Raw genomic sequence first — 14,068 nt, forward strand, 5'->3', positions numbered from 1 at the left:
TATCGCATTGAATTAATGCACCTGATCCAGCAATTGATATGCTTCTTCCTTCGTTGTAACTGCCAGAAGCGCTTCTCTGAAATGATCGTCCATCAGCTTACGTGATAACATTTGCAGCACTTTCAGATGCGCATTTTCCTTGCTGTTGCGCGGTACGGCAATCATGAAGATCAGTTTTGCCTCACTTCCGTCTGCACTATTCCAGTCAACACCGCCCTGCTTGATGCCGAAGACCACGCTTGGCTTCAGGACAGCTTCCGATTTGCCATGAGGAATGGCAATATTCATTCCAATGCCTGTTGATCCTTCTTCCTCTCTGGCTAATATCGCCTGTTTGAAATCACTGGCAGAGCTTACAGCTCCAGTTCTCTCAAGTGCTCCGATCATTTCATCAACCACAGCATCTCGTGTCGTTCCTTCCAGATCCAAATTAATCAGATCCATCGTTACAATATCCGTCAGTTTCTCAATGTGAATGTCTTGCGAAGACACGGCTGGCCCGTTACTTGTGACAGTTGTTGAAACTGATGACTCCGCAACGGCCGTTGTAGTAATCGCAGATTGTCCAGCTCCTGTGGTAGAATGTCCAGGCATCGCTTCCCCAGCAATATCTGGAGTTACAGTTGCTGCAATATCTTTTTTCAACAAGCTCACCAGGACAACCGATACAGCTACGCCAACGATAACGGCGATGAAGAACATAAACACATGGTCCACTGCACCAAGTACAGCTACAATCGGTCCACCATGAGCTACCTTGTCACCTACATTCCCCAACATCGCAATGACTGAACCGACCATGGATCCTACCATGATACTAGGAATAACACGCAGTGGATCTTGCGCCGCGAATGGAATCGCACCTTCGGTAATCCCGAACAACCCCATCGTGAATGTTGCCTTCCCGGCCTCGCGTTCCGCAGGTGCAAATTTACGTTTGTTGATCATCGCTGCAAGTCCCATCCCAATCGGCGGAATACAAATCGCAACGGCGATTGGCCCCATAATTTCATAATTCCCTTCGCCGATCATGGCCGAACCGAATAAGAATGCGACTTTGTTCACAGGGCCGCCCATATCAAAGGAGATCATCGCACCTAGAATCAATGCTAGTAGAATTGAACTTGTACCTTGCATACCTGCAAGCCAGCCCGTTAAAGCTTCAAACAATTGTGCGACTGGAGCACCAATCACAAAGACAAAGATTAATCCAACAATTAACGATGCCAATACAGGGATAATAATAATAGGCATGATCGGCTGTAACGCTCGCCCAACCTTCATTTTCCGAATACCCAGTGCAACATAACCCGCCAGGAAACCAGCGATAATTCCGCCGATAAATCCGGCCCCCGCCTCACTTCCATAAAAACTGCCGTTCGCAGCAATGAATCCGCCAACCATACCCGGTGCAAGCCCCGGTCTATCTGCAATGCTCATCGCGATGAATCCAGCGAGGATCGGTATCATAAAGGTAAACGAAGCCGAACCGATATCCTGAACCGTCTTCCAGAATGAACCGTCAGGTATAACCAGACCGCCTGGTGTCTTCTCACCGCCAATCGTCAATGCAATGGCAATGAGCAATCCCCCAATGACGATGAAGGGTACCATATAGGACACGCCGTTCATCAGGTGGCGGTAGATGGGATTTTGCTTCGGTTTGTTCTCCTGTGAGCTACCTTCGGCAGAACGTGACTCTGCTTGGTACACAGGTACATTGCCCTTCATCACCCGCTGGATCAATTCTTCTGGACGGCGAATGCCATCCTGTACGCCAACGACCAGCAGTTTCTTACCGACGAAGCGGTCTTTAACCACCGTTTTATCCGCTGCAATAATAATGCCATCTGCCTCACGGATCTCCTGCTCGGTCAGTTGATTTTCGACTCCAATGGAGCCTTGCGTCTCGACCTTCATTTCGATGCCCAGCTTTGCTGCTGCCTTTTGCAGATTCTCAGCTGCCATATACGTATGTGCAATTCCGTTAGGACATGAGGTAATCGCTAATATCTTCATAGTCATTCCCCTTCTCTCTGTTGTTTCCGCTTACATTGATAGTATAAACGCCTATCTTGCTGTTATCGGACGAACTTTTTACCGGAACTTTCGGAAAAACGGAATTATACCGACAAAAAACAGGACTTATCTATAAGTCCTGTTCCAGAGCACAGCTTTTGATTTTAGTTTATCCCTTCATTCTCCCTAATAATCTCATCGCATCGGTCTCCTTAGATAAAGCATGCACCAAAGCAGGCTGCTCACTGATCAGGGACAATTCCTTGAATAACTGGCGCATCTCTTCCCGCCCATCCTGTTTAACCGCAAGCAAGAACACAAGCTCTACTTTCTCGGTCCCCCAGGTAAGCGGCTGCTTCAAGGTAGCGATTATAATAGAGGACTGCCTTATCCACTCGGAACCGCCATGCGGGATGGCTATGCCTCCTCCAATCGTCGTAGCCGACATTTTTTCTCGCACCAGTACGCTGTCCACATAACCGGGCTCCACATATCCTTTGTCCTCCAGTATTTGCGCCAGCTTGGAGATCAATTGTTCTGGATGCTGCACTTCCTGCTGGGGAAAGACCAAAAAGGGTGTTGTATATTTAAAAAATACCGATTCTTCTGCTGCCCTATGTTCCGGCTCATCCAGTCGTCGGATCACTTGCTCCAGTCGACGCTCGTCCTTGGCATCCAGCAAGGGAGAGACGAGAATGTGTGGAATGTTCATCTCTGGGAGATCTACAGTGGTAATAACGAGATCCACCTCCTGGGCTGCCAGATAGTCCTGGACTTCTGCTTTGGAAAGGGTTGTCTCCACATGTACAGCCGGAAATTTACGTTCCACCTTGGTGCGCAGCAGTTGGGACATACCGATGCCCATGTGACACACGATAATGGCTCTCTGGGGATGACTCTCTTTCTGGTGCAATCGCTCCACAGAAGCCTGAAAATGCAGCGTTAAATATGCCGCTTCCTCCTCGGGGAATGATAGCCGGATCCATTTCCCCACCTCTTCCAGTGTAATAATAACCCGGTCGAACATGTAGGGGTACATCTTCTTGATCTCGGCCAGCATAGGATTGGACACGGTCAACCCATATTGAAGACGGTTCAAGGTCGTATATAAATGGACATTTAACCCTTTCAGCAACATTTTGTCCTTGGAAAAGGCAATCATATTCAGCTCAGACATCCGCCGGACTAACTGCTCAATCAACTCAGGCAAAAGCGGGTGGCTATCTGCCAGCTCACCTTGTTTTCCTGTTCTTTCCTCCTGCTGGTAACGGAACTTCCCGCTAAGCAGGTGCAGAGTTAAATACGCTGTCTCTTCCTTGGAAAAAGGCACGGCAAACAACTTTTGCAACTGCTGCAAAAAAGACGTAGCCCATGTAAATTCGCGTCTCTCCTGCAAAAAGGCAATGTCCTGCTTGGAGAGGGAAATGGGTTGTCCCATCTTGGTTCGTTTGACCATTAAGAGGATATGCAGCATTAGAGCTTCGAAAGCTTCGTCAGTAAAACTGAGCTCATGGCGTTTTTGCAATGCTTTTAATTCATGATTTATGGTTGTAATCTCGTGCGATTCAAACTGTTTGCGCATCAACTGTCCTGTTAACTCAGGACTGTCAATCAGCTGGTTCATCCGCGCCAAAGCGATGCGCTTATTTTTCTCAGAGCCTTGAATGGTCAAGCCTACGCGCTGCTTGGTAATTAAGGCCAGATTAAAGCTGTGCAGCCAGCCATCAATCTTCTCCATATCTCTACGAATTACCGTCTTGTTCACATAATACTGTGAAGCTAGATCCTGGATGGTCACAGGCTTGGCATTCATCAAAAGCCGATAGGCGAGATGCAGTACCCTTTCCTCATCCGACTCATGTTGGGCTGTACTCTCGTCCGCATACAGTCGATGGAACAATTCATTCTGATCCGCTTCACCCATCTCCAGATAAATGCCGCGTCCCGGCCTTCTCACCAGATTGGCATCAGAATGCTTGACGATATAATCTTCAATTACTTTCAGATCGTTGCGGATCGTCTTTTCAGAGCAGTCGGTCAGATCCGCCAAATCCTGCGCTAACCACAACCGGTCTGGTTCAGTTAACAACATGCGTAAAATTTCCATTTGCCTTTTATTCATTCCATTCTCCCATCTTCCAAGTTAAAGAATGTCCAGGGCATTTCGAGCTATATTTTTGCTGGTTTTGTGTTGACTTTAAGTATACTCCAAGTAGTACATTTAAAGCATGGTGGCCGCCAAATTCAAGAATAATGAAAAGAGGAATCACTCATGACCATTGGGAAAACAGTTCTTATTACTGGGGCCAACAAAGGCATCGGGTATGAAACAGCCAGACAATTGGGGGGTATGGGTTATACAATCCTGATTGGCTCACGGAATGAGCAGAGCGGCCGGGAAGCGGTGGCTAAGTTGGCTAATGAGGGAGTAGAAGCCCGATTGATTTTCTTAGACGTGACGAACCAAAGTACGATTGATTCCGCAGTCCATCTTATCAAACAAGAATCCGGTTCCCTTGATGTACTCATCAACAATGCCGGCATATCTTTGGGAGGGGCTACTCCTCCAAGTCAGTTCTCTTTGGACGATTTAAGAGAAACGTATGAAACGAACTTTTTCGGTTTGGTCGCGGTGACGCAAGCCATGCTGCCTTTATTGCAAGAATCTCCATGTGGTAGAATCGTTAACTTGTCGAGTGGCCTTGGTTCGTTAACCTATAATAGCGATCCTGAGCATGAGCATGCACAATTTAATTTGCTTGCCTACAATAGCAGCAAAGCAGCGGTTAATATGTTCACCGTCACCCTTGCCAAAGAATTCAAAGACTCACCTCTCAAAATTAATTCGGCTGACCCTGGCTTTACCGCCACTGACTTAAATGGCTTTACAGGACCGGGTTCGGTACAACAAGCTACTGCTGTCGTTGTTCGTTTAGCCACTTTAAATAATGACGGGCCGTCAGGAGGATTTTTCGACTCGAATGGAGAAGTGCCTTGGTAATCGTTACAATGAAGGAGTGGGATACTTTGCAGGAAATTCCGGAGACGATAACCTCTATTAGTCAAGCTGCAGAACTAACAGGTTTAACAGAGGATACCATACGCTATTATGAGCGAATTGGCTTGCTGCCTTATGCAGAACGAAAGGCTAACGGACACAGGTTCTACAGTAAAGATCAGATTCTGGGGATTATCTTTTTAACCCGATTAAAAGCCACTGGAATGACCATAGAGGAAATGAAGCATTATCGGGAACTTTCGATGCAAGGCAACAGCACCATTCCGATCAGACACTCCTTACTTGAAAAACATAATCAGAAGATTCAACAAGAAATTTCCAAACTTATGGAAACCCAAAAAATTATTGAATATAAGCTCAACCATTATCGTGACCTCTCTACCAATCCTGATCTTAGCGACACGAATTGCAACCCTACAACACCCAGCACCAATCCCCTTTTTTAAGGGGTTATTTTCATTTTCAGTGGAAGATTGATGGAGCTCCCTTAATTGCCTATAATCCAAATATAGTATGAATTTCTAGGGGGAATAACGGTGATCACCTATGTGAGATGCAATGACGTCAGTATGGAACACGTTTTTCAAGCGTTTTCGCTTGGGTTCTCGGATTATTCCATTCGCCTGACCACGGATCAGGACGATTTCGCAGCACGTTTTTTTGGTCCAGAGGGTAATACACGGAATCACTCTTTCCTTGGCGTGGATGAGGATCAACCGATCGGCTTAATTCTCGGCGGTGTCCGGCAGTTCGACGGGTACAAGACCATGCGTTGCGGCACGCTATGCATCGCTCCGGCTTACCGCGGTCAGGGGATTAGCAACAAGTTGCTGGAATTACATAAACAAACAGCCATCTCCGCGGACTGCCAGCAGCTATGGCTCGAAGTCATCAAGGATAATCATCGGGCCGTTAAATTATATGAAAAGCAAGGCTATCAGCCACGCTATACGCTGAAATACTTCAACGGCACTCTGCCCTCTGCCCCACCCACTGTCCCCTCACCGACTGCCACATCCATTGGCAAAGTGATACACCTTATTACGCCACCAGTACACAGGAAGCCTTTCTCGGCATCTACGAAGTGAATCAAACGTGCCTCGGCATGGTAAGCATGAGCGCTATGGGCAAAATCAACTTTCTTTGGGTCGATCCTAAGCATCGCAACCAAGGATTAGGATGCGCCCTCCTTCGTAGAGCAGCAGAGATCCACAAGATTGAGAAGGTGTACATCTGTCTGTCTGAAAATGACTCTCTTGAAGGCTTTATCCAAAAAATAGGTCTCTCGAAAGACCCCATTGAGCAATATGAAATGGGTATGCTGCTGAAGGTCGATCATGTTGGACAATGATCAACCTTCCTCCTATCCATGCTCCCCTGTTTGATTCACCTACATCTTCTTCTTCCAATTATAGAGTAAATGAGAGGAAGGGATATTTATAATAATTTCTTTGTTTATAGAATGTTTTCCTAAACATGGATTGTAAAATGACCGTTAATATAAGGAGTGTGTTTTTAATTATTAAGAAGAGGTGTATTTTTTGGACGAACAGCACGTATCACACAATCCGCAGGAATCTTCAAGACAGATGTACATTCGGCATGGCCAAAATTATGGGGTAGATCCAAACAGGATGGCGGCGTTATCAAAAACGTACGGGAATTCTACTCTGTTTAGACGGTGGGGAGCAACAGTTTTTGATTGCATATTTTTTTATCTTGGGTATATTTGTTTCTTTATTTCTGTCATTCAAATAACGGATAGATGGTTTTTGCCTTTAGCGATTGCATCCCGTTGTATTCTGCTTATTGCTTTCTTCAGCTATTATTTGCTTTTGGAAGGTTACACAGGCTATACGCTGGGTAAGTTCGTCTTTCGTATTAAGGTGGTTAATGGGGAAGGTAAGCCTCCTGGTTTTCTTAAATCACTCATTCGTACGCTGCTCAGGCTAATAGACACCAATCCGTTGCTAATGGGTGGGATACCTGCGGGTATCAGTGTGTTAGTAACTGCATCAAGACAACGAATTGGTGATTTAGCTGCAGGTACATATGTTGTAAAGGTACGGGATTTAGAGCCGATTAGCAAAAAGACAATGATACGTTCGCTGTTTATATTTTTTACCGCAATGGTGATCTTGGGAGCCTCGTTTGTAAATGCTATTTTTATACTTGCAGACAGTTACGTACCTCCTGAAGCTCCGGTGAGCAAGAAAGAGCAAAGCTATGTAAGTAAAGATGGACGTTTTCAGATCTCAGCCCCGCTAGACTGGTCAACAGACCCGGACCGTGAAGGAAAAGCAGAGATTGCAATATTCAATCCGTACATCCAAAAGTCCGTTGTGGTACTATCCCACTCGAAAAAGCAATTGGGCAATATAACTCTTCAACAGTACGGTAAGAAAGCTGAAAATAATTTAACCAAAGAGTGGAACCTGTCCAGTGTAGGACCTGTCTCTAACACAACCATTCACGGATATCCTGCCCTTGAGTTCGCGATTAAAGGTAAAAAAGATGTGGATAAATATATCACCCATGTAGCGATTATTGAGACCGAAAAGGATTACTACCAGGTGCTTGGATATGCACCAGCGTCTAAAGACGGCCGTTTAAAGAAAGAACTACACGACATTATCTATAGCTTCCGCGAGGTTCGTCATTAGACAGCGTGGCTGGCAATAAAAAGGATAGACACAAAAAGCAGGTGCTCCTATGAGCCCTGTTTTTTGCGTACAACGATTCTTCACATCTATGATAAAATGGACTGACATGTTCGACAACCTGCCTTATCATGTTGTTCAGATGCACAATATATTGGAAGCCCTTTCATAAAGTTGGTACATTAAAATACGCTATATCACTATAGATAAAGGAGGAATCCGGATTTGTTTCAGCTCTCCGAAAAACAAGCCCAAGACATCGTGGACAAAATGATGAAGGATATTCCATACAATATCAATATAATGAATGAACGAGGCATCATCATTGGCAGCGGCGAGAGTGAACGAATCGGAACTATTCACCAAGGCGCTGTTCAGGCGCTCGAAACCGGGAAAATGATTGAAGTGTGGCAGGACGGCCACTATGAGAAAAAGGGAACCAATGAACCGATTGTCATTCATCATGAGCTAGTTGGTGTCATTGGTATTTCAGGCAATCCCGATGAAGTGCGTCCTTTTTGCAATATTGTTAAAACTACGGTGTCTCTCCTGATTGAACAGCGCATCTCGTTGGAGCATCTGGCCCACGAAGCCAACCGCAAAAAGTCTGTGCTGGAAATGTTGTTAAATCATCAGGGAGCCTATACGCAAAAAATAAAAAAAGAAGCAGCTCAATATCACATTGATTTGCTTCTAAAAACTTCGGCTGTATATGTAAAGTATCTGCCTGCTGATCCAACTCATTTAGCCGAATTGTCTAATATATTCATGCAGCATCCGTCCTTTCGTATGGAGGAAGACTGCTATCTCATTCTGATACAAAATCAGGAACCGACAGACAAACTGCTAGAGCCACTTGTGCGCAGCCATCCCGATGTGCTGATTACAGTCAGCAGACAAGAACACAACATTGCGGATGTTTATATGCAAGCCAAGTCAGCTATGAATATTTTACTGGCACTGCGCCCGCCTGTGCAGAAAATTTCTTTTGCGGAAGTCGAATTTCTAGTCAAATTGAGTCAAACGAACCTGACGAACACGATCCATCTGGTCAGCAAGCTGGAAGATACCGTGGATTTGCTGGATACGCTGCGAAGCTTTATTAATCATAACGGCAGTGTCTCCTTTACCGCAGATGAATTAAATATTCATCGAAATACGCTGCAATACCGCCTGAAGCGCATCCATACCTTAACCGGTAAAGATCCCCGGAATCTCCTTCAGCTCTTTGAGCTTACGCACGGCTTATTGGCACTGTATCAATGAACTGCTGTATCACGCCAGACCATGCGCCAGTAATATCATATGTTCGCTCGCCGTCACTCCCAAATTTCTCAGTCAATCTGGCTTTGGCTAAAGTTCGGGATTACAGGCGAGCGCTCGTATTATTCGGTTCATTTCTCGCTGAATTGAAGTACTCTTGCGATATTCTCGCACGTACGCTCTACGTTTTGTGGCCCTTCGGCCAGCAGCTTACCGAGCTCCGAGGCTCCTGGTACGATGCCGAACACCGCATCTATTCCTTCCTTGTACAACGTGTCGATCCCTTCCCCGATATAACCTGCGACCGCAATGACCTTTTTGCCAGACTGTTTGGCCGCCTGAGCTACTCCATAAGGAGTTTTACCGAATTTAGTCTGAAAATCAATACCGCCTTCCCCCGTCAAAACGATATCGGCAGTGGCGAGCTTTTGTTTTAAACCAGTGTATTCAATCACAATTTCAATGCCTTTCTGCAGCGTCGCCTGAGTGAAAATTAATAAGCCCGCACCCAATCCACCTGCTGCGCCTGCGCCTGGGAGATCGCGCACATCCTTGCCCAGCTGCTGCTTTACCACATCGGCGTAATGGGCAAGATTGGCATCCAAATGCTGCACCATCTCCGGGGTTGCCCCTTTTTGTGGCCCGAATACTTGAGATGCCCCACGCTCTCCGCACAGCGGGTTTGTCACATCACAGGCTACAATCAGTTGGACCTGCGGCAAGCGGTCATCCAGTGATGAAATATCAACACTGGCCAGCTCGCCCAGACTACCGCCGCCGCGCGGAAGAGTATTGCCTGTTGCATCCAAAAATCTGGCACCCAGTGCTTCCGCCATGCCTGTACCGCCATCATTCGTTGCGCTTCCGCCAATGCCGATGATAATTTTTCGAATTCCCTGGTTCAGACATTCACAGATTAACTCCCCTGTGCCGTAGGTGGTTGTCTTTAACGGGTTTTTGTTATCCTTGTTAACCAGATGGATTCCACTGGCGGATGCCATCTCGATTGCCGCTGTGGTGCCGTCTCCCAGCAAGCCGTATGCAGCAGTTACAGGTTCTCCAAGCGGTCCTGTCACCTCGATATAACGAATCTGTCCGCCTGTCGCATCCACCAGTGACTGCACCGTTCCTTCACCGCCGTCCGCCATCGGTACATGCACATAATTCGCCGCCGGATAGACCTTGCGCAGTCCTTTTTCCATCGCGATACACACTTCTTTAGCCGTCATGCTTTCTTTAAAAGAATCTGGTGCCAGCACAAATGTTTTCTCTCTCATCTTCTCACCCCATCGTGAATATTAAAGTAAAAATCCATACATGAGTGTCGCTACAATTGCCATCGTTCCACCCACAATAGCTTCGTAAGGAATCAATCCCATCCGTTGTTTAATGCTCATTTTCATGCTGTCTGCTGTGACGTGAAAATAGTTGCCCTGTGGCAAGGAATCAATGACGGTAGCACCTGTATGCACCATCACAGCTGCAGCGAGTGGGGCCGTTCCCATGTTCAGAATGGCTTCCCCAAACGAGCCCGTCGCCAAAATAACGCCCGTCGAGGTGGACGCCGTGGCAGCTGCCATCAGAATGCCTGCAAGCGGTGCCAAAAATGTACCGGAAACTCCCGAAGCTTCAATCAGGCCAACCACCTGAGCAGACAAATTGGAGGCAGAGATCAGACCCGCAATCCCGCCTGCACCGATCAAAATCAGCACGGTCGCCGTCATTTTATTCAGACCGGAGGCCGAATACTTCAGGATATTGCGCCCTTGTCCCATGGCCAGCATACCCACAATCCCAGCGATCGGCAAAATGTACATCGCATCCACCTTGAAATTCGAAAGTGCTTCAATACCAGAGATGGAACCAATCGGGTTAATCATCAGCAAAATAACAGCTACCAACGGGGCTACAATCGCCCGTCCCAACGCCGGGTATTTCGATGTATCGACATCACTGTCCATGATATCCTGGTCGGACACCTTCACACCTTTGGTTTTCAACATAGATGCCACCAAAACAGTCATGATTAAACCGCATATCGCAGGAACCACACCCGCCAACATCACGTGGCTTAAATCCAGATTAAATCCGCGCGCCGCCGCAATCGTATTAGGATTGGGAGAGATGATGTTCCCCGCTTTTCCGCCTCCAGACAAAGCCAACAGGAGCGCCAGCTTGGAAATCCCCATCTTGTTACCGACCGACAATGCAATAGGTGCCACAATCAGCACGGCAACGGGAATAAATACACCTACCGCCGTAATAATCATCGTCGCCAAGGCTAGTGCGAGTATCGCTTTACTGCCGCCGAACTTCTTTACAATAGCCTGCGCAATCGTCTCCGCCGCCCCAGATTCCATCATTACGCCTGCCAATACACCTGCGGCAAGCACACGAATGACCGTCCCCATCACACTTTGCGTACCGCTTATTAACACGCTGATCGTCTGCTCCAGATTGGCTCCGCCCAATAAAGCGCCTACAATAGCTCCCAAAAATAAAGCGTAAACCGGATTCAGCTTTCTTAATATCAGAATAATTGCAATAGCCAGCCCTGCCAGAGCTCCTATCCAACTGATCGTCAATCCTTCCATCTGTCTAACCCCCCGGGCAATTTTTGATTACGCTTTCATTATATCGATTGCCGCACGTTAAAAATATTGAAGAACAGACGAATTTGATTGTGCATTTGCACAAAAAGTCCGAACTTCAATTGGAACCTATGATGGAATCAGTATAGAGGCGTTACAAAACAAATTTAATGTATACGCTTGCAAATTTAAAATTTCAGATTATAATACCTGTATACAAGTATACTTGATTAATTGAGAAGGTGAAATGATGGTCGAATCAGAATTCCTATATCCCTCCAAATGGCTTTTAAAAGCCTCAGCTGGTGATCGCGTAACATCCGAGCTTAGAATGCGCATTATTTCTGGCGGGATTGAAAGCGGTACCATATTATCTGAAAATAAACTAGCTGCTGATTTCACTGTAAGTCGCTCACCCATTCGTGAAGCGTTAAAAATACTGGCATCCGAAAATATCATTCGATTAGAAAGAATGGGAGCCGTTGTTATTGGCCTATCAGAAAAAGAAATAGAAGAAATTTATGATGTCCGTCTGCTCATAGAATCCTTCGTATTTGAACGTCTTGTAAAGATGGACATTGATGATTTGGCGAAGGAACTTAGTAAAATACTCGAAATGATGAAAGTCGCCATCAAATATGGTGATGCTGATGAGTTTTCATATCAAGATGTCTTATTCCATGAAACGATTATTCGTGCAGTCAATCATTCCCATATTCTGATGATTTGGAATAATTTGAAGCCTGTTATGGAAAGTCTCATTCTTCTGTCGATGCGTATGCGTTTCAAAGAAAAGTATGAAGATTTTACACGGATTATAAACAATCACGAACTTTATATTGAAGCAATCAAAGCAAAAGATAGAGACCTCATGATCAAGTCTTTACATGAAAACTTTGATGATGTTCAAGGTAAAGTAGAAGACCTATGGATGTCACAACAAATGCTATCTAAAGGAGTAGTGCAACAAAATGACTAACTATATGTTAGGTATAGATATCGGAACCACAAGTACGAAAGCCGTTCTATTTAGCGAAAAGGGCGAAGTCATCCAACAAGAGAATATTGGATACCCGCTTTATACACCGGATATAGCGACAGCTGAACAAAACCCAGAAGAGATTTTTCAGGCTGTCCTGCAAGCCACTTCGAATATAATGAAACATCACTCACAAAAAAAGCTATCGTTTGTTTCATTTAGCAGTGCCATGCATAGTGTCATTGCGATGGATGAAAATGACCGCCCACTGACGTCTTGTATCACTTGGGCAGATAATCGAAGTGAAGCATGGGCACATAAAATAAAAGATGAGCTGAATGGCCATGAAGTCTATAAACGAACAGGAACACCCATTCACCCCATGTCACCCTTAACGAAAATAGCCTGGATTGTGAATGACCTTCCTGAAACCGCTGTCAAGGTTAAAAAGTATATCGGAATTAAAGAATATATTTTTAAAAAGTTCTTTGATCAATATGTAGTGGATTATTCCCTAGCTTCTGCCATGGGCATGATGAATCTAGAAAAATTAGATTGGGATGAAGAAGCATTAAAAATTGCTGGTATAACCCCTTCTCAATTATCTGAGCTCGTGCCAACAACCAGGATATTTACCAACTGTGATTCAGATTTAGCAAAAAAGATGGGGATCGATCCACAAACATCGTTTGTCATTGGAGCTAGCGACGGAGTCCTTTCTAATCTAGGTGTTAATGCGATACGAAAAGGCGAAGTTGCCGTCACAATCGGGACAAGCGGTGCCATTCGAACCATTATAGACAAGCCTCAAACAGACGAAAAGGGAAGAATATTTTGTTATGCCTTAACAGAAAAGCACTGGGTTATTGGGGGGCCGGTGAACAATGGCGGGATGGTCCTTCGCTGGATCCGTGACGAGCTTGCCTCATCAGAAGTAGAAACAGCGAAAAGACTAGGAATTGATCCATATGATGTACTAACCAAGATTGCTGAACGTGTAAGACCAGGATCTGACGGATTGTTATTCCATCCATACCTGGCTGGTGAACGTGCGCCATTATGGAACCCAGACGTACGTGGCTCATTCTTCGGTTTAACGATGTCACACAAGAAAGAACATATGATTCGCGCAGCCCTAGAAGGAGTCATTTACAATTTGTACACCGTATTTTTGGCATTAACTGAATGCATGGACGGTCCCGTGACCCGAATTCAGGCTACAGGAGGCTTCGCAAGGTCAGCTGTTTGGCGGCAAATGATGTCCGATATATTCGCATCTAAAGTCGTTGTTCCTGAAAGCTACGAAAGTTCTTGTCTAGGAGCTTGTATTTTAGGCTTGTATGCCACCGGACAAATCCAGTCCTTTGAAGTCGTTTCTGAAATGGTTGGCAGTACCAACAAACATACACCAAAAGAAGAAGCAACCAAGGAATATAGAAAATTGCTGCCGATTTTCATTAACCTATCCAGAGTATTAGAAGATGATTATACACGAATTTCCAACTATCAAAGAAGCTTAATAAAACACTAAAAAGAT

General features: G+C 45.5%; 12 protein-coding genes. 8 read left to right on the top strand and 4 right to left on the bottom strand.

Annotated elements, in window-relative coordinates:
• Window positions 1-12 precede the first annotated feature (12 nt).
• Both T3H97_RS25830 and T3H97_RS25835 read right to left on the bottom strand, forming a co-directional pair.
• Window positions 13-2,019 (bottom strand): PTS fructose transporter subunit IIABC, encoded by a 2,007-nt coding sequence (locus tag T3H97_RS25830; protein WP_328801314.1) that lies wholly within the window; start codon window positions 2,017-2,019, stop codon window positions 13-15.
• 169 nt (window positions 2,020-2,188) lie between these two features.
• Window positions 2,189-4,141 (bottom strand): BglG family transcription antiterminator, encoded by a 1,953-nt coding sequence (locus tag T3H97_RS25835; protein WP_328801315.1) that lies wholly within the window; start codon window positions 4,139-4,141, stop codon window positions 2,189-2,191.
• 150 nt (window positions 4,142-4,291) lie between these two features.
• Between T3H97_RS25835 and T3H97_RS25840 the strand changes: the two genes are divergently transcribed.
• From T3H97_RS25840 to T3H97_RS25865, 6 genes are all read left to right on the top strand, one after another.
• A complete protein-coding gene (locus T3H97_RS25840) occupies window positions 4,292-5,020 on the top strand; it encodes an SDR family oxidoreductase (RefSeq protein WP_328801316.1) in 729 nt (242 codons plus the stop codon).
• Window positions 5,014-5,484 (top strand): MerR family transcriptional regulator, encoded by a 471-nt coding sequence (locus T3H97_RS25845; RefSeq protein ID WP_328801317.1) that lies wholly within the window; start codon window positions 5,014-5,016, stop codon window positions 5,482-5,484. Before T3H97_RS25840 ends, T3H97_RS25845 begins: the two co-directional genes overlap by 7 nt.
• 90 nt (window positions 5,485-5,574) lie before the next feature.
• A complete protein-coding gene (locus T3H97_RS25850; protein ID WP_328801318.1) occupies window positions 5,575-6,126 on the top strand; it encodes a GNAT family N-acetyltransferase in 552 nt (183 codons plus the stop codon).
• A gap of 17 nt (window positions 6,127-6,143) precedes the next feature.
• On the top strand, window positions 6,144-6,389 hold the full coding sequence (locus T3H97_RS25855) for a GNAT family N-acetyltransferase (RefSeq protein ID WP_328801319.1): 246 nt from the start codon (window positions 6,144-6,146) through the stop codon (window positions 6,387-6,389).
• A 283-nt stretch (window positions 6,390-6,672) separates the two neighbouring features.
• Window positions 6,673-7,701 (top strand): RDD family protein, encoded by a 1,029-nt coding sequence (locus T3H97_RS25860; RefSeq protein ID WP_328802884.1) that lies wholly within the window; start codon window positions 6,673-6,675, stop codon window positions 7,699-7,701.
• A gap of 222 nt (window positions 7,702-7,923) precedes the next feature.
• Window positions 7,924-8,964, top strand: coding sequence for a CdaR family transcriptional regulator (locus T3H97_RS25865; RefSeq protein ID WP_328801320.1), 1,041 nt, complete (start codon window positions 7,924-7,926; stop codon window positions 8,962-8,964).
• Between the two features lie 128 nt (window positions 8,965-9,092).
• Here the strand turns inward: T3H97_RS25865 and T3H97_RS25870 are convergent, their stop codons facing one another.
• A complete protein-coding gene (locus T3H97_RS25870) occupies window positions 9,093-10,238 on the bottom strand; it encodes a glycerate kinase family protein (RefSeq protein WP_328801321.1) in 1,146 nt (381 codons plus the stop codon).
• A gap of 21 nt (window positions 10,239-10,259) precedes the next feature.
• On the bottom strand, window positions 10,260-11,555 hold the full coding sequence (locus T3H97_RS25875; protein WP_013312693.1) for a GntP family permease: 1,296 nt from the start codon (window positions 11,553-11,555) through the stop codon (window positions 10,260-10,262).
• A 244-nt stretch (window positions 11,556-11,799) separates the two neighbouring features.
• On the opposite strand from T3H97_RS25875, the gene T3H97_RS25880 reads away from it, so the two are divergent.
• Together T3H97_RS25880 and gntK are read left to right on the top strand one after the other, a co-directional pair.
• A complete protein-coding gene (locus tag T3H97_RS25880) occupies window positions 11,800-12,531 on the top strand; it encodes a GntR family transcriptional regulator (RefSeq protein WP_103047116.1) in 732 nt (243 codons plus the stop codon).
• Window positions 12,524-14,062 (top strand): gluconokinase, encoded by a 1,539-nt coding sequence (gene gntK / locus T3H97_RS25885; RefSeq protein ID WP_328801322.1) that lies wholly within the window; start codon window positions 12,524-12,526, stop codon window positions 14,060-14,062. Before T3H97_RS25880 ends, gntK begins: the two co-directional genes overlap by 8 nt.
• Window positions 14,063-14,068: the final 6 nt, after the last annotated feature.

Source organism: Paenibacillus sp. LX16 (genome assembly GCF_036252815.1).
Classification (GTDB): domain Bacteria; phylum Bacillota; class Bacilli; order Paenibacillales; family Paenibacillaceae; genus Paenibacillus; species Paenibacillus polymyxa_B.